Origin of the sequence: Paramesorhizobium endophyticum, assembly GCF_014640615.1 — a bacterium.
Lineage (GTDB): Bacteria > Pseudomonadota > Alphaproteobacteria > Rhizobiales > Rhizobiaceae > Paramesorhizobium > Paramesorhizobium endophyticum.
Genome location: NZ_BMHH01000023.1, coordinates 47,787 through 62,473, shown reverse-complemented (window position 1 = coordinate 62,473; position 14,687 = coordinate 47,787). Strand labels below are relative to the sequence as shown.

15 protein-coding genes are annotated in these 14,687 nt (G+C 62.3%); 10 read left to right on the top strand and 5 right to left on the bottom strand.

The genetic code is table 11. The features are described from left to right. Window positions 1-108: 108 nt before the first annotated feature. A complete protein-coding gene (locus IEX53_RS20155) occupies window positions 109-360 on the bottom strand; it encodes a DUF1344 domain-containing protein (protein WP_188825977.1) in 252 nt (83 codons plus the stop codon). A gap of 231 nt (window positions 361-591) precedes the next feature. Here IEX53_RS20155 and aroC point away from each other — a divergent pair, with 231 nt between their 5' ends. Both aroC and ribB read left to right on the top strand, forming a co-directional pair. Beyond that, window positions 592-1,686 (top strand): chorismate synthase, encoded by a 1,095-nt coding sequence (gene aroC, locus IEX53_RS20150; RefSeq protein WP_188825976.1) that lies wholly within the window; start codon window positions 592-594, stop codon window positions 1,684-1,686. A 55-nt stretch (window positions 1,687-1,741) separates the two neighbouring features. Next, window positions 1,742-2,854, top strand: a complete 1,113-nt coding sequence (ribB, locus tag IEX53_RS20145) for a 3,4-dihydroxy-2-butanone-4-phosphate synthase (RefSeq protein WP_188825975.1) — start codon at window positions 1,742-1,744, stop codon at window positions 2,852-2,854. Between the two features lie 184 nt (window positions 2,855-3,038). Here the strand turns inward: ribB and IEX53_RS20140 are convergent, their stop codons facing one another. Continuing rightward, window positions 3,039-4,253, bottom strand: a complete 1,215-nt coding sequence (locus IEX53_RS20140) for an MFS transporter (RefSeq protein ID WP_188825974.1) — start codon at window positions 4,251-4,253, stop codon at window positions 3,039-3,041. A gap of 115 nt (window positions 4,254-4,368) precedes the next feature. Between IEX53_RS20140 and IEX53_RS20135 the strand changes: the two genes are divergently transcribed. From IEX53_RS20135 to IEX53_RS20125, 3 genes are all read left to right on the top strand, one after another. Further along, window positions 4,369-4,962, top strand: coding sequence for a TetR/AcrR family transcriptional regulator (locus IEX53_RS20135; protein WP_188825973.1), 594 nt, complete (start codon window positions 4,369-4,371; stop codon window positions 4,960-4,962). 247 nt (window positions 4,963-5,209) lie between these two features. Further along, complete coding sequence (locus IEX53_RS20130) at window positions 5,210-6,157, top strand: histone deacetylase family protein (protein WP_188825972.1); 948 nt, start codon at window positions 5,210-5,212, stop codon at window positions 6,155-6,157. 3 nt (window positions 6,158-6,160) lie between these two features. After that, the gene (locus IEX53_RS20125; RefSeq protein ID WP_188825971.1) at window positions 6,161-6,415 is read left to right on the top strand and encodes an exodeoxyribonuclease VII small subunit; all 255 of its coding nucleotides are present in this window, start codon (window positions 6,161-6,163) and stop codon (window positions 6,413-6,415) included. Window positions 6,416-6,465: 50 nt separating this feature from the next. Here IEX53_RS20125 and IEX53_RS20120 read toward each other — a convergent pair whose 3' ends face one another. From IEX53_RS20120 to IEX53_RS20110, 3 genes are all read right to left on the bottom strand, one after another. Further along, a complete protein-coding gene (locus IEX53_RS20120) occupies window positions 6,466-6,978 on the bottom strand; it encodes a DedA family protein (protein WP_188825970.1) in 513 nt (170 codons plus the stop codon). Between the two features lie 24 nt (window positions 6,979-7,002). Further along, window positions 7,003-8,172, bottom strand: coding sequence for an acyltransferase family protein (locus IEX53_RS20115; RefSeq protein WP_188825969.1), 1,170 nt, complete (start codon window positions 8,170-8,172; stop codon window positions 7,003-7,005). A 123-nt stretch (window positions 8,173-8,295) separates the two neighbouring features. Then, window positions 8,296-8,556 (bottom strand): GlsB/YeaQ/YmgE family stress response membrane protein, encoded by a 261-nt coding sequence (locus tag IEX53_RS20110; RefSeq protein WP_188825968.1) that lies wholly within the window; start codon window positions 8,554-8,556, stop codon window positions 8,296-8,298. Between the two features lie 138 nt (window positions 8,557-8,694). On the opposite strand from IEX53_RS20110, the gene IEX53_RS20105 reads away from it, so the two are divergent. The 5 genes from IEX53_RS20105 to IEX53_RS20085 all read left to right on the top strand — a co-directional run bounded on the left by IEX53_RS20105 (window position 8,695) and on the right by IEX53_RS20085 (window position 14,683). Then, window positions 8,695-9,120: a YidB family protein gene (locus IEX53_RS20105; RefSeq protein WP_188825967.1), complete on the top strand. Its 426-nt coding sequence runs from the start codon at window positions 8,695-8,697 to the stop codon at window positions 9,118-9,120. Between the two features lie 288 nt (window positions 9,121-9,408). Further along, window positions 9,409-10,335: a pirin family protein gene (locus IEX53_RS20100; protein WP_188825966.1), complete on the top strand. Its 927-nt coding sequence runs from the start codon at window positions 9,409-9,411 to the stop codon at window positions 10,333-10,335. A gap of 110 nt (window positions 10,336-10,445) precedes the next feature. After that, window positions 10,446-12,365, top strand: coding sequence for a 1-deoxy-D-xylulose-5-phosphate synthase (gene dxs, locus IEX53_RS20095; RefSeq protein ID WP_188825965.1), 1,920 nt, complete (start codon window positions 10,446-10,448; stop codon window positions 12,363-12,365). Window positions 12,366-12,635: 270 nt separating this feature from the next. Further along, window positions 12,636-13,397 carry a TlyA family RNA methyltransferase gene (locus tag IEX53_RS20090; protein ID WP_188825964.1) on the top strand — a complete coding sequence of 254 codons (762 nt, stop codon included), beginning with the start codon at window positions 12,636-12,638 and terminating at the stop codon, window positions 13,395-13,397. Beyond that, window positions 13,394-14,683, top strand: coding sequence for a class I SAM-dependent RNA methyltransferase (locus IEX53_RS20085; RefSeq protein WP_188825963.1), 1,290 nt, complete (start codon window positions 13,394-13,396; stop codon window positions 14,681-14,683). Before IEX53_RS20090 ends, IEX53_RS20085 begins: the two co-directional genes overlap by 4 nt. Window positions 14,684-14,687 lie beyond the last annotated feature (4 nt).

The following is a 14,687-nucleotide window of genomic DNA, read 5'->3' as shown; positions in this document are numbered from 1 at the left end:
TCCCCTCAGCCACAAACGGCTCAAGGCAAGATGGGCCGACCAGGATTTCCTCACCCTCATTACTCATATGCGATAGCCCTACCCTTGAGGGGAGGGTGGGGCTCCAGCCTACTCCGTCTCCTCGATATCCGTGATGAACCGGTCCTTATCGACGACATCGTAGGAAAGCGCGACATTCATGCCCTCGTTGATGGCGCTGTAGTCGAACTCGCCCGGCAGCTTGTAGATATTGCCGTCATCGAGAGTGATCGTGTTGCTGTCCTCGTCGATATGCGTGATCTTGCCCTGGGCGTCGTCCGCCATGGCGATCGTCGAAAAAAGCGATACGAACACGAAAAGCAGGGCAATGAAAATCTGCATGGCGGTCTTCCCTGTAAGAATCCAACGAGCCCAAGTGAAGAATAGACGGCGGATTGTGTCAAAATAATTATCGGAAAAACTTGTATTAAGGAATTTTTTAGGCTGCAAAAGCGCTGAATCGCGTGGGTAGTCATAATCGCGGCCAAATTGGCGCGGGCGATTTGACCGGCGCGCAAAACCCCCATAAAACCTGCGCTGTTATTGCCCGGCTTGGGCACCCGAGGAAATCCCATGTCTCACAATACGTTCGGCCATTTGTTTCGCGTCACCACATGGGGTGAGAGCCATGGCCCCGCACTTGGCTGCGTGGTCGATGGCTGCCCGCCCGGCATCCGCTTCACGCAAGGCGAGGTTCAGTCCTATCTGGATAAGCGCAAGCCCGGCCAGTCGAAATACACCACCCAGCGCCGCGAGCCGGATCAGGTGCGCGTGCTCTCAGGCGTGCTGGTCGAGGATGACGGCGTGACGATGGTCACCACGGGTACGCCCATCTCGATGATGATCGAGAACACCGACCAGCGCTCCAAGGATTATGGCGATATCGCTCGCCAATATCGCCCCGGCCATGCCGACTACACCTATGACGTCAAATACGGCATCCGCGACTATCGCGGCGGCGGACGCTCCTCCGCGCGTGAAACCGCTGCACGGGTCGCCGCAGGCGCGATTGCGCGCAAGGTCGTGCCGGGCCTGACCGTGCGCGGCGCGCTGGTGGCGATGGGCGTGCATGACATCGACCGCAGCCGCTGGGACTGGAGCGAGGTTGACAACAACCCGTTCTTCACGCCCGACGCCGGCTCGGTGGAAATCTTCGCCGAATATCTCGACGGCCTGCGCAAGGCGGGCTCGTCCGTGGGCGCGATCATCGAAATCGTCGCGGAAGGCGTGCCGGCAGGGCTGGGCGCGCCGATCTATGCCAAGCTCGATCAGGACATCGCCAGCTATCTGATGTCGATCAACGCGGTCAAAGGCGTCGAAATCGGCAATGGTTTCGAGGCCGCGCGGCTGACCGGCGAGGAAAATGCCGACGAAATGCGCATGGGGCCGGATGGCAAGCCCACCTTCCTCTCCAACCATGCGGGCGGCATTCTGGGCGGCATCGCCACCGGCGCGCCCGTTGTCGCGCGCTTCGCGGTGAAGCCCACCTCCTCGATCCTCACCCCGCGCCGCTCCATCGACAAGGACGGCCATGAGGTGGACGTGATGACCAAGGGCCGCCACGACCCCTGCGTCGGCATCCGCGCCGTTCCCATCGGCGAGGCCATGGTCGCCTGCGCCATTGCGGACCATTATCTGAGGCACCGGGGGCAGACGGGGAAGAATTGACCCGAGACAGGGTTCCTCCAAGCTATTGTTTCAATTGAACTGTAGGGGATCCTGCATGACCTTCGACCAAAAACGCACCGTCGATGCCATCCGCGCTTTCGAGCGCGGGGAGATCGTTGTCGTCACCGATGATGACGGCCGCGAGAATGAGGGCGATTTGATCGTCGCGGCAGTGCATTGCACGCCGGAGAAGATGGCCTTCATCGTTCGCCACACCTCGGGCATCGTCTGTGCGCCCATGCCGCGCGAGGAGGCCAAGCGCCTGAACCTGGCGCCCATGGTGGCGGACAATGAATCCGCCCATACGACAGCCTTTACCGTCACCGTCGACTACCGCCACGGCACCACGACAGGCATCTCCGCCGACGACCGCACGCTGACGGTGCGCAACCTCGCCAACCCCAATGCCGGCGCCGCCGATTTCGTCCGTCCGGGCCACATCTTCCCGCTCGTCGCGCGCGAGGGCGGGGTGCTGATGCGCTCGGGGCATACGGAAGCGGCGGTCGATCTTTGCAAGCTGGCGGGCCTGCCGCCCATCGGCGTCATCTGCGAACTCGTCAATGATGACGGCTCCGTCATGCGCGGGCCGCAGATCGCCGATTTCGCGGCAGAGCATAAGCTCCAGACCGTCACGGTCGCGGATTTGATCGCCTACCGCCAGCGCAAGGAAACGCTCGTCGAGCGGGTGAACGAAGCGCCGGTCGAAACCTCCGCCGGCCCGGCCAAAGCCTATACCTACCAGCTGCCCTGGGAGCCGATGCAGCACGTCGCCATCGTCTTCGGCGACATCCGCGACGGCGAGGACGTGCCCGTCCGTCTCCAACGCGAGGACGTGCTGAGCGATGTGTTCGGCGGCGTGTGCAGCCTCGACACGATCCTGAAGCGCATGGCCGAGGCGAAGCGCGGCGTGCTGGTCTATCTGCGGCAAGGCTCCGTTGGCGTCCGCGAGGCGGTCAGCGACACCCGCGCCCGCGACGCCATCCCCGCCGACCGGGAATCCCACGCCGAAGCCCGCGCCCGTGAGGAAGAATGGCGCCAGATCGGCCTCGGCGCGCAGATATTGAAGGATCTGGGGATTACCTCCATCCGCCTGCTGGCGTCACGCGAGCGGCATTATGTCGGGCTGGAGGGATTCGGGATAAAGATCGTGAAGACGGAGATTTTGTAAAAATCGGTGCTGACTTTTGCGGGCTCGCGCCTTCCCTCCCCCTTGCGGGGAGGGTGGCCGCGTAGCGGACGGGTGGGGGTGGTAAAGGCAGCGCGCTACGGTCGACGTTAGAGTACAATCGTCACCACCCCCATCCACCCGCTACGCGGGCACCTTCCCCGCAAGGGGGAAGGAGGGCGTCGCGTTACCCCGCCACCGGCACCACACCTCCCGTCCGCCGCCGCTCCCCCGCCAGCGTCTTCTGCCCCAGCAGCACGGTCGTCAACGCAATCACCCCCGACGCAACCGACACCCAGAAGCCGTTCTGCGCGCCGAAATGGTCGACCACCAGGCCGGTGACGAATGCGCCAAGAGCCATGCCGATACCGATGCCGGTCATGACCCACGTCACGCCCTCCGTCAGCATGGCCTCGGGCACGCGGCGCTCGATGAGGCCGAAGGCGGTGATGAAGGTGGGCGAGATCGCGACGCCGCTGAGGAAGACGGTGAGCGCCAGCGTCATCACCGTGTGCTCCATCAGCAGCGGCAGTGTCGTCAGCGCGATGATACCGACCGCGATTGCGAGCTGGCGCTGCAGCGGCATGGTGAGTTTCAGCGCCCCGATGAGAAGGCCGACGACGAAGGAGCCCACGCCATAGACGCCGATGACGAGGCTCGCCGCGTCGGGATGGCCCAGCGCCTTGGTGATCGCGACGGTGGTGACCTCGGCGGTGGCGAAGGTCGCGCCAATGAAGATGAGCGCGAAAGTGATGATCTGCACCGGGCGCAAACGAATGGCCGAGCCGGTGGCATCATGCGTGACGGGCCGCACCTTGGGTTCCGTGGAACGTTGCAGGATGAAGGCGAGGGAGCCGAAGGCGAGGAACAGCGTGCTTGCGAGCATGCCCGCCTCGGGAAAGAGCGAGACGCTCAGCCCCACCGAAAGCGACGCTCCCGAAATATAGACCAGCTCATCCGCCGACGATTCGAAGGCGAAGGCGGTGTTGAGTTCGGGCCGGTCGCGGAAGAGTTCGCTCCAGCGCGCCCGCAACATCGCCGGAATGCTCGGCATGGCCGCGGCAAAGAAGGCGGAGGCGAAGAGCGTCCATGTCGGCCAGCGCAGATGCGTGGCGAGGAGCAGCAGCGTAAAGGCCACAACGGAGATGATCGTCGCCGGCGCCAGCACCTTGGCCTGCCCCAGCCGGTCCACCGCCCGTGAAATCTGCGGCGCGAGGAGCGCGTTGGTCAGGGCAAAAATGGCGGATACGGCACCGGCGAGCCAGTATTCGCCATAGGTTTGCGACAGCATGGCGACGATGCCGATGGGCGCCATGGCGATGGGCAGCCGGGCGAAAAACCCCGCAGCGGCGAAGCCCTTCGCGCCTGGCGCCCTGAAGATTTCGCGATAAGGATTGGACATGGGAAACTCCTGGAGAATCGGGGTAGTACCACTTACATACGTGACGTATGAGAATAGATAATTGCATACGTATCGTATGTCAATTAATATACGCGGTGTATGAAAAGGAGATGAAATGGCTCACAAGCCGCGCAAGGAAATGATCGCGGAAACGCGCGCCAAGCTGCTCGCCGCCGCGCGCGAGGCGTTCGGCACGGTCGGCTATGCGGAGGCGTCGATGGACGATTTCACCGCCGCCGCCGGCCTGACGCGCGGCGCTCTCTACCATCATTTCGGTGACAAGAAGGGCCTGCTCCAGGCGGTGATCGCCGAGATCGACACAGAGATGTGCGCGCGGGTGCGCGAAATGGCCGAGAATGCGCCTACGCGCTGGGAGAGCTTCGTCGAGGAATGCACGAGCTATATCGAGATGGCGCTGGAGCCGGAAATCCAGCGCATCATGTTCCGCGATGGACCCGCCGTGCTGGGCGACCCCTCGCAATGGCCGAACGCCAATGCTTGCACCGCCTCGATGGCCGAAAGCCTGAAGCTGTTGCAGAAGGAGAGGGTGGTGAAGTCCGGTCTCGACCCATGGCTCGTGGCGCGCCTCATCAACGGCGCCAGCAGCCAGGCCTCACAGGCGATTGCCAACTCCGACGAGCCGGAAGCGACGTCACGGAAGGTTGTCGCGGTGTTCAGGGCATTGCTGGAGGGATTGCTGGTGAGGTGATAAAAAAATGGTGCGCCCTTCACCCTCGTGGTTCGAGGCTCCCCTTCGACAGGCTCAGGGTCGCACCTCACCATGAGGGTGAAGGGACCGCAACGTAGCAGTAGCCCTCATCCTGAGGTGCGACCCTGAGCCTGTCGAAGGGGAGCCTCGAAGGGCGAGGGCGCTTGGCGGCGCTATCAACCTCTCCGCCACAATAAAGGCCAACAATCGGTTCCCTCATGGCATGAACCGCCCTAATATACCCCTCATGACCACACGGCTTTACTGGCATTCCATCTACCTCGAACATCTGACCCCGCCGGGCCATCCCGAGCGGCCGGATCGCTTGCGCGCGCTCCATGCCGCCATCGAGGGAGAGGAGTTCTACCGGCTCGACCGTGTCGAGGCGCCGATGGGGGATGAGGCGACGATTCTCTACGCCCATCCCGAAAGCTTCATCGAGCGCATCCGCGCCGCCATTCCCGAGCCCGCGGAAGGGGAGGGACCGCCGCCGCTCGCGCGCATCGACGAGGATACGGTGCTGAGCCCGAAAAGCTGGGAAGCGGCGCTCACCGCCATCGGTGGGGCCAATGCCGCCGTCGATGCCGTGTTCGAAGGGCAGGCGGACAATGTCTTCGTCGCCGCCCGCCCGCCCGGCCACCATGCCGAGCGCGAGCGGGCCATGGGCTTCTGCCTCTTCAACAACGCCGCCATCGCCGCCCGCCATGCGCAGCGCAGGCATGGAGCAGAGCGTGTCGCCATCGTCGATTGGGACGTCCATCACGGCAATGGCACGCAGGACATCTTTCAGTCCGATCCGACGGTGCTTTATTGCTCGACGCACCAGATGCCGCTTTTCCCCGGCACCGGCGCGAAGGACGAGACCGGGGCCGGTAATATCGTCAACGCGCCGCTCCTGGCGGGCGACGGCAGCCGCGAATTCCGCGAGGCGTTCACCACCCGCGTCCTGCCCGCGCTCGACGATTTTCGCCCGGACCTGATCATCATCTCCGCCGGTTTCGACGCGCACCACCGCGACCCGCTGGCGGAGATCAATCTGGACGAGGACGATTTCGACTGGGCGACGGGCAAGCTCATGGACCGGGCGGAGCGCTTTTCGGGAAACCGCCTCGTCAGCCTGCTCGAAGGCGGCTATGATCTTCTGGGCTTGTCTGGGTCCGCCGCAGCGCATATGACGCGCTTGATGAAAGGGTGAATCATGGCCGACGAAAACGCCAATGCCGACATTGCCGCGATGAGCTTCGAGCAGGCGCTGGAGCAATTGGAACGCATTGTGGAAGATCTGGAGCGGGGGGACGTGCCGCTCGACCAGTCCATCCGCATCTATGAGCGCGGCGAAGCCCTGAAAAAGCATTGCGACGCGCTGCTGAAGGCCGCCGAGGACAAGGTCGAGAAAATCCGTCTCGGGCGCGATGGCCAGCCCGTGGGGGTGGAGCCATTAGATAGTGAATAGTGAGATAGTGAGTAGTGAGATAGAAAATCATCTAATTCACTACTCACTACTCACTCTCTCATCCTCTCATAGAACGGATGAAAGAAATCGCTGAAGAAATAGGGCCCTGCGCCCCATAGCAGCGTCCAGGCGGCGGCGCCTATCGCATTGGCGATGAGGAAATGCGGCCAGGGCATTTTCATCGAACCCGCGACGATCCCGTTCAATTGCCGCAGCACGGGCACGAAGCGCGCGGTGGCGACGATATACGGCCCCTTTTTCGTGAAGACATTTTCGAATTCCTGCAGCCGCTCCGGCGTCAGCCGCACCAGATAGCCATAGCGGGCGATGAGCTTGACCCCGCCGAGATGGCCGATGAGATAGCCCGTGCTGTCGCCCAGCACCGCGCCGCAGAAGACCGCGATCAGCACATGATAGAGGTTGAGGTCGCCATGCAGCGCCAGCAGCGACGAGGCGATCAGCGCGCTTTCGCCGGGCAGCGGCGCGCCGAGCGATTCGAAATAGATGATGACGAACAGCGCAACCGCTCCATAGGCCACAAGGTAGGAATGGATGAGTTCCATTAATTCCTACAACTCCTACTTGTTTTAAACTCGCTCGACCGCGAGCGATGGGGAAGGAATTGCTGAACGAGAACCACTCACTCCCGTCAATAACGGCTCCTCCCGCACCGAGGTTCTCGTTTCCACGATCGTAAATCTCCGCTTCAGCCGATCGATGGGCCGCTCAAGGACATAAAAACTGATGGATGCGGCGATCATTGTCACAGTGAACACCAATGCCAGCACGGTAAAGTATGTGACGGTGGAGGGAGGTTCCGACGGTGACCGAAGTACCCAACCCGCCAATTCGAGCCTTTGTACAACTTGCCAGATAGCCCATACGTGAAACACATATAAGCCGTAGCTGATCTTTCCTAAATATAGGAAAGGTGTCAGACGCAGAATGGCGCCCAGGGGCGCACGAAGCGCAATGTCGATTAGAGCGGCGAGCATAACCGCCCCGGCTGGTTTCCCCAATATAATGCCTGGCATGCTCGTCGTGAATGGATATGGTAGGCGGAAATAGATCAACATGGCCCCGCCGGCTACCAGGGCCGAGATCGTCCAGTGCCAGCGCGGTTTGAATGTGGCCAGCGCTATTCCGACGAGGAAAGGCTCAGGGCTCAGAAATGACAAAGCCTGGAAGGCGAGTTGTCCAATTTGCAGCTTGAAAAAAACGAACCGCAGGGCGAGGCAATATATAAAGACTGCAGCAATAGCCCAAGCAAATTTGACCATGCCGATGCGCTTAAGGAGTATAAGCGCAGCCGGTATGAGAAGGTACACTTGAAACTCGACCGACAAAGTCCAGAAATGCCCGGTGTAGAGAACGGAATAACTAAATGTGGTCATTGCTAGAACGATGCTGTCGATAAGCAATAGTATAGATACGGCACGATAATATTCGGTGGTGCCATATATCACCACTGATCCGAGCACAAAAACAAACAGCAATGGGTAAATCCGCAACAAACGCCTAATAATAAAATCGCGGACGCTGATCCGCCCCCTTGCGTCCCACTCCTTCGGCAAGATCGTAAAAAACAGATAGGTTGAGATCACAAAAAAGAGATTGACACCAACCTCGCCCGCATAAATCGTAATTAGCTTCAAGGTGCTGGAAGTGGTCGTGACGGGAAAATGCGAAACCAGAACTAAAAGAAATGCGATGGCCCTGAGCCCATCAAGTTCTGGAAGATACAGCAACTTTGACATGTTGAAGCCCCCAGAGGTTAAAAATTTTGAAAATGCAACAGCTTTTTGCGCTTTGTTCGGTCTAAAAAACCTATGCACCATGACGATGCATAGGGTTGGAGGCACGATGTCGTCAGGCCCCGCCTAACTGAGGCTGCTACGGCCCGTTATGGCATGATAAATCCACAGCACCGCCACGGAGCCGAGCACGGCGACGATGAGGCTGTAGATGTTGAAGCCCGTGATGCCGGTTGCCCCGAAAAGGCTGAAGACCAGCCCCCCGACGATCGCTCCGAAGATGCCGAGCGCAATGTCCAGGAACATGCCCTGGCCGCTCTTGTTCACGATCTTGCTTCCGATGAATCCGGCAATGAGACCAAGTAGTATCCAGCTTAAGAAGCCCATGGGAATCCTCTCCTATGCGTATTCCTTAAATATATTTTCATACTACGAGGTATTTTGCAACAACACATACTTGCAAAACTGTATTTACTGGATGACTATAAGTAAATGGACGGGTATTTATTTTAAGGAGACATTCCCATGGGACTATTTGACGATGCCTCTGGCCAGGCGGTTCCCGGCGGCGGCCTCGCGAAGCCTCTGATGCTCGCCCTTGGCGCGCTTTTCGTCGGCAAGATGCTGAGCGGCGGCAGCAGCCAGGGTGCGGTGCAGGACACCTCGGCGCCAAGTGGCGGCGGCCTCAGCGGCCTTCTCGACAAGCTGAGCAATGCCGGGCATAGCGACAAGGTGAGCTCATGGGTCGGCAACGGCCCGAACCAGCCGATCGAGCCCACGCAGCTCGGGCAGGCCCTGGGTCCGCAGACCGTGAGCAACCTTGCCCAGCAGTCGGGGCTGAGCGAGGACGACGTGCTGTCGCAGCTTTCGCAGAACCTCCCCGGCATCATCGACAAGCTCACCGCCAACGGCCAGGTTCCGAGCGAGCAGGATCTCGCGAAGCTGCTGTAGGCAGAGCGCGGCTCCGCGAAAACGCGCCCTCCCTCCTCCTTGGGGGGAGGGTGGCCCGCAGGGTCGGGTGGGGGTGGTGACGTTTACACCACGGTCTTCAGCAAAAGCGCAGTCGTCACCACCCCCATCCGCCCGCTAACGCGGGCACCTTCCCCGTAAGGGGGAAGGGGACTTTCCTTCACGAAACACTCCGTCTCCATTCCAGTGACTTGCCCGCCCCGCATCCGCCTATAAAGTCGCCACATATCGGCGCGACAAGCGTCCTCAAACGAATGGCGGACAACCCTCATGAGCTTTTTCCCGGGCACCGATCCCGAGCCAGGCGACTCTCACGCGGTCGATTCCATCGAGACGCTGATCATCCCGCGCACCAGCGACATTGGCGGGCTCGAGGTGCGGCGCGCGCTTCCCACTGCCAAGCGGCGGCTGGTGGGACCGTTCATCTTCTTCGACCGCATGGGCCCGGCCTTGCTGCGCCCCGGCGCGGCCATCGACGTGCGCCCCCATCCGCATATTGGCCTTTCCACCGTCACCTACCTCTTCGACGGCCAGATCCGCCATCGCGACAGCCTGGGCACGCAGATGGTGATCGCGCCGGGCGATGTGAATATGATGACGGCGGGGCGGGGCATCGTCCATTCCGAGCGCTCGCCGGAGGAGCTTCGCGCCGGTCCGCTCTCCATCTCCGGCCTGCAGACATGGCTTGCCCTGCCGGACGCGCTGGAGGAGACGTCGCCCGCTTTCGACCACACTGTAGCCGCCAAGCTGCCGCAGATTCGGGACAAAAACGTTGAGGCACGCCTTATCATCGGCGCGTTGCATGGGGAAAAATCGCCGGTCACGCAATATAGCGACACGCTCTATGCCGATATCCGCATCGCGCCCGGCGGCCGTTTCGTCATCCCCAACGCAGCGGAGGAGCGCGCCATCTATATTCTCGACGGCGCGGTCGAAATTTCAGGCGAAACTTTCCAGTCCGACCGGCTTCTCGCCTTCCGCGCCGGCGATGAGATCATTATATCCGCTGCGGAGGACCATGCGGCGCATGTCATGCTCTTCGGCGGCGCTGCACTTTCCTCGAAGCGCTATATCTGGTGGAACTTCGTTTCCTCTTCGAAAGAGCGCATCGAGCAGGCCAAGGAAGAATGGCGCACCGGCCGTTTCGGCATCGTGCCGGGGGATGAGGAAGAGTTCATTCCGCTGCCGGAAAGTTGAGGGAGTAAGGGAGTAGGGAAGGGGACACATACTCCCCTTCCCTTACTCCCTTCTGCTTGCGACCTCGCCCCGATTGCGTTACGCCTGTCCTTGATCATGAGGAGATAACTGTGACGACGAGACCCGCAACGCCGCTGCTCGACCGCGCGCCGACGCCGGCCGATTTACGCAAGCTGCCTGAGAGCGATCTGCCGCAGCTGGCCGCCGAATTGCGCGCCGAGCTGATCGACGCGGTCTCGATCACCGGCGGGCATTTGGGCGCGGGCCTTGGAGTGGTGGAGTTGACGGTGGCGCTGCATCACGTCTTCGACACGCCGCATGACCGTATCATTTGGGATGTCGGTCATCAGGCCTATCCGCACAAGATCCTGACCGGGCGGCGCGATCGCATCCGCACGCTGCGCCAGGAGGGCGGGCTTTCGGGCTTCACCAAGCGCTCGGAGAGCGAATACGACCCCTTCGGCGCGGCCCATTCCTCCACCTCCATTTCCGCCGGGCTCGGCATGGCTGTCGCAAGCGGGCTGACGGGCGAGATGCGCAATGTCATCTCCGTCATCGGCGATGGGGCCATGTCGGCGGGCATGGCTTATGAGGCAATGAACAATGCCGGTGCGCTCGACGCGCGGCTGATCGTCATCCTCAATGACAACGACATGTCCATCGCCCCGCCCGTCGGCGGCATGAGCGCCTATCTCGCCCGCCTCGTCTCCGGCCCGACCTATCGTAGCCTGCGCGACACCGCCAAGCAGTTGACCCGCCGCCTGCCGAAATTCCTGCAGGAAAAGGCGCGGCTTTCGGAAGAATATGCGCGCGGCTTCTGGACGGGCGGCACGCTTTTCGAGGAGCTCGGCTTCTATTATGTCGGCCCCATCGACGGCCATAATCTCGAGCACCTGCTACCGGTATTGAAGAATGTTCGCGACACCGTGGACGGCCCGGTGCTAATCCATGTGGTGACGCAAAAGGGCAAGGGCTATGCCCCGGCGGAAGCCGCCGCCGACAAATATCATGGCGTCAATAAGTTCGACGTCATCACCGGCGCACAGGCCAAGGCCCCGGCCAATGCGCCGTCCTATACCAAAGTGTTCGCCACCAGCCTCATCGAGGAAGCCCGCCATGACGAGCGCATCGTCGCCATTACGGCGGCAATGCCTGGTGGTACCGGGCTGGACCTTTTCGGCGAGGTCTTCCCGGACCGCACCTTTGACGTAGGCATTGCGGAACAGCACGCCGTCACCTTCGCGGCAGGACTGGCGACCGAGGGGCTGAAGCCCTTCGCCGCGATCTACTCCACCTTCCTGCAACGCGGCTATGACCAGGTGGTCCATGACGTCTCGTTGCAGCAGCTGCCCGTGCGCTTCCCCATCGACCGCGCCGGGCTTGTCGGCGCCGATGGCGCGACCCATGCCGGCTCCTTCGACACCGGCTTCCTCGCTGCGCTGCCCGGTTTCGTGGTGATGGCTGCTTCCGACGAGGCGGAGCTGCGCCATATGGTGCGCACGGCGTCGGAATATGACGAGGGCCCGATCTCCTTCCGCTATCCGCGCGGCGAGGGCGTCGGCGTGGAAATGCCGGAACGCGGGCAGGTGCTGGAAATCGGCAAGGGCCGCATCGTCAAGGAAGGCACCAAGGTCGCGCTGCTCTCCTTCGGCACGCGCCTGCAGGAATGCCTTGATGCCGCCGAGGAACTGGACGCCGCGGGCCTTTCCACCACCGTTGCCGACGCGCGCTTCGCCAAGCCGCTGGATGAAGATTTGATCCGCCGCCTCGCCCGCGAGCACGAAGTGCTCATCACGGTGGAAGAGGGCGCCATCGGCGGCTTCGCCTCGCATGTGCTGCATTTCCTCGCCCATGACGGCCTCCTCGACGGCGGCCTGCGCGTGCGGCCCCTGACCCTACCTGATGTCTATATCGACCACGCCAAGCCCGAGGCGATGTACAAACGCGTCGGGCTGGATAGGGCCGGGATCGTGCAGGCGGTATTCGCGGCGCTGGGGCAGGATGTGGTGGCCGCGCCATCGCGGGCTTGAAGTTTGTAGTTATATTAACGTCCCTCGGCGGGACAGCGCCCCCCTCTGTCCTGCCGGACATCTCCCCCGCAAGGGGGGAGATTGGCTGGCACGGCTCTCCACGCTCATTCTGCAACGTCAGCGATTGGTGCCGGGCGTTCATGACGGCGTAATCTCCCCCCTTGCGGGGGAGATGCCCGGCAGGGCAGAGGGGGGCAACGTAGAGCGCCAGCGTTTCCATCAAAACATTCCCCGCTTGCTCTTCATCGCCCACTCCGTCATGAAGACGCGATGCACGACAACTCCAGTCCCTCCCGTCCCCGCCTCGACCAGCTCCTGGTGGATCGTGGCCTTTTCCCCACCCGCTCGCGGGCGCGGGACGCTATTGCGCGCGGTACGGTGAAAATTGACGGCAAGCCCGCCACCAAGCCCGGAATGCCAGTCGCCGCCGATGCCAAGGTCGAAGTCGATGATCCCGCGAGCGCTTATGTCTCGCGCGCGGCATTGAAGCTCATCGCCGGGCTCGACCATTTCGGCATTGATGTGAAAGGCCGCACGGCGCTCGATATCGGGGCTTCGACCGGTGGGTTCAGCCAGGTGCTGCTGGAGCGCGGCGCGGCGCATGTCGTTGCCGTCGATGTCGGCCACGATCAATTGCATGAGCGCCTGCGCAGCGACCCGGGCGTGACCAATCACGAGGGGCTGAACGCCCGCACGCTCGACCGAAGCCATCTCGCTGGCCGCAAGATCGATCTCGTCGTCTCCGACGTCAGCTTCATCTCGCTGAAACTGGCCCTGCCGCCCGCATTGGCTCTGGCCGAAGCGGGGAGCCACTGCGTCCTGCTCGTCAAGCCGCAATTCGAGGTGGGGCGCGAGGGCATCGGCAAGGGCGGCATTCTGCGCGACCCTGCGGATGGCGAGCGCGTGGCGGACGAATTGGCGGCTTGGCTGGAGACGTTGCCCGGCTGGCGCACTTTGGGCCTCTGCCCGTCACCCATCGAAGGCGGCGACGGCAACCGCGAATATCTTTTAGCAGGAATCAAAGACCAATGACGGTGCGGGTAACGATAGCGGCCATGGGCGCGGGTGGTGACGGCGTCGCCAATCTGCCGGACGGACAGGTCTTCGTGCCGTTCACGCTCCCCGGCGAAGTGGCGAACATCGCGCGCGAAAAGAATCGCGGCACGCTGATGGCGCTGCTCGAAGCCTCCCCCGAGCGCATCGCGCCCGCCTGCGCGTATTTCGAGGCATGCGGCGGCTGCGCGCTCCAGCATTGGCAGGCGCATGACTATCAGGCATGGAAGCGCGGGCTGGTAAATGATGCGCTCACCGGACGCAAGCTCACCTTCGAACTCGATCCGCTCGTTCCCTGCGCCCCGCAAACCCGCCGCCGCGCCGTCTTCGCCGCGCGCCGGACGGATGGCGGAATGCTGCTCGGCTTCAATCGCCACCAGAGCCATGAGATCATTAACATCGAAGAATGTCCGGTAACCGTACCCGCCATTACGGATCGGCTGGCTGACCTGCGCGAACTGGCTTCATTGATCGCGCCCGATGGAAAGCCTTTCCGCCTCACCGTGACGGCCACCGCATCCGGCCTCGACATCGCCGCCACCGGCAGCAAGCTGCCCGACGCCGCGCGGCGCAAGGCGCTGACATCCTTTATGATGGCCACAAAGCAAGTCCAGGAAAAGTGTGAAGCGGTTTTCCGTCCGGACTTGCGGCAAAATAATGTCTTTGCGAGGCTCACCTGCGAAGGCGAGATCGTCCTTGAGCCGAAAAAGCCGCTCGTCCATTTCGGCAAGGTCGCCGTCGAAGTGCCCCCCGGCGGCTTCCTTCAGGCGACGGCAGAAGCGGAAGACACGATGTCCGCGCTCGTCATGGGCCATCTTGCGAAGACGAAACGCGCCGCCGACCTCTTCTGCGGCTCGGGCACCTTCACGTTCCGCATGGCGGAAAAGATGGCCGTCCACGCGGTGGAAAGCGACGCCGCAGCCCTTGCCGCCCTCGACCGCGCCGCCCGCAACACGCAAGGCCTGAAGCCGGTCACGATGGAGCGCCGCGACCTCTTCCGCCGCCCGCTGACGGCAAAGGAACTCGCCCGCTTCGACGGCCTCGTCTTCGACCCGCCCCGCGCCGGCGCCGAGACGCAGGCCAAGGAAATCGCCAAGTCGAACATCGCGAAAGTCGTTGCCGTCTCCTGCAACCCCGTGACCCTCGCCCGCGATCTGGCCATTCTGACCCAAGGCGGCTACCGCATCGACCGGGTGACGCCCATCGACCAGTTTCTGTGGTCCTCGCATGTGGAAACGGTGGCGCTGCTGAGTAAGGGGCGGTAGGGGA

Bases quoted from the DNA above. Each gene is read 5' to 3' on its own strand.
- IEX53_RS20155 (WP_188825977.1), bottom strand. From the start codon at position 360: ATGCAGATTTTCATTGCCCTGCTTTTCGTGTTCGTATCGCTTTTTTCG.
- aroC (WP_188825976.1), top strand. From the start codon at position 592: ATGTCTCACAATACGTTCGGCCATTTGTTTCGCGTCACCACATGGGGT.
- ribB (WP_188825975.1), top strand. From the start codon at position 1,742: ATGACCTTCGACCAAAAACGCACCGTCGATGCCATCCGCGCTTTCGAG.
- IEX53_RS20140 (WP_188825974.1), bottom strand. From the start codon at position 4,253: ATGTCCAATCCTTATCGCGAAATCTTCAGGGCGCCAGGCGCGAAGGGC.
- IEX53_RS20135 (WP_188825973.1), top strand. From the start codon at position 4,369: ATGGCTCACAAGCCGCGCAAGGAAATGATCGCGGAAACGCGCGCCAAG.
- IEX53_RS20130 (WP_188825972.1), top strand. From the start codon at position 5,210: ATGACCACACGGCTTTACTGGCATTCCATCTACCTCGAACATCTGACC.
- IEX53_RS20125 (WP_188825971.1), top strand. From the start codon at position 6,161: ATGGCCGACGAAAACGCCAATGCCGACATTGCCGCGATGAGCTTCGAG.
- IEX53_RS20120 (WP_188825970.1), bottom strand. From the start codon at position 6,978: ATGGAACTCATCCATTCCTACCTTGTGGCCTATGGAGCGGTTGCGCTG.
- IEX53_RS20115 (WP_188825969.1), bottom strand. From the start codon at position 8,172: ATGTCAAAGTTGCTGTATCTTCCAGAACTTGATGGGCTCAGGGCCATC.
- IEX53_RS20110 (WP_188825968.1), bottom strand. From the start codon at position 8,556: ATGGGCTTCTTAAGCTGGATACTACTTGGTCTCATTGCCGGATTCATC.
- IEX53_RS20105 (WP_188825967.1), top strand. From the start codon at position 8,695: ATGGGACTATTTGACGATGCCTCTGGCCAGGCGGTTCCCGGCGGCGGC.
- IEX53_RS20100 (WP_188825966.1), top strand. From the start codon at position 9,409: ATGAGCTTTTTCCCGGGCACCGATCCCGAGCCAGGCGACTCTCACGCG.
- IEX53_RS20090 (WP_188825964.1), top strand. From the start codon at position 12,636: ATGCACGACAACTCCAGTCCCTCCCGTCCCCGCCTCGACCAGCTCCTG.
- IEX53_RS20085 (WP_188825963.1), top strand. From the start codon at position 13,394: ATGACGGTGCGGGTAACGATAGCGGCCATGGGCGCGGGTGGTGACGGC.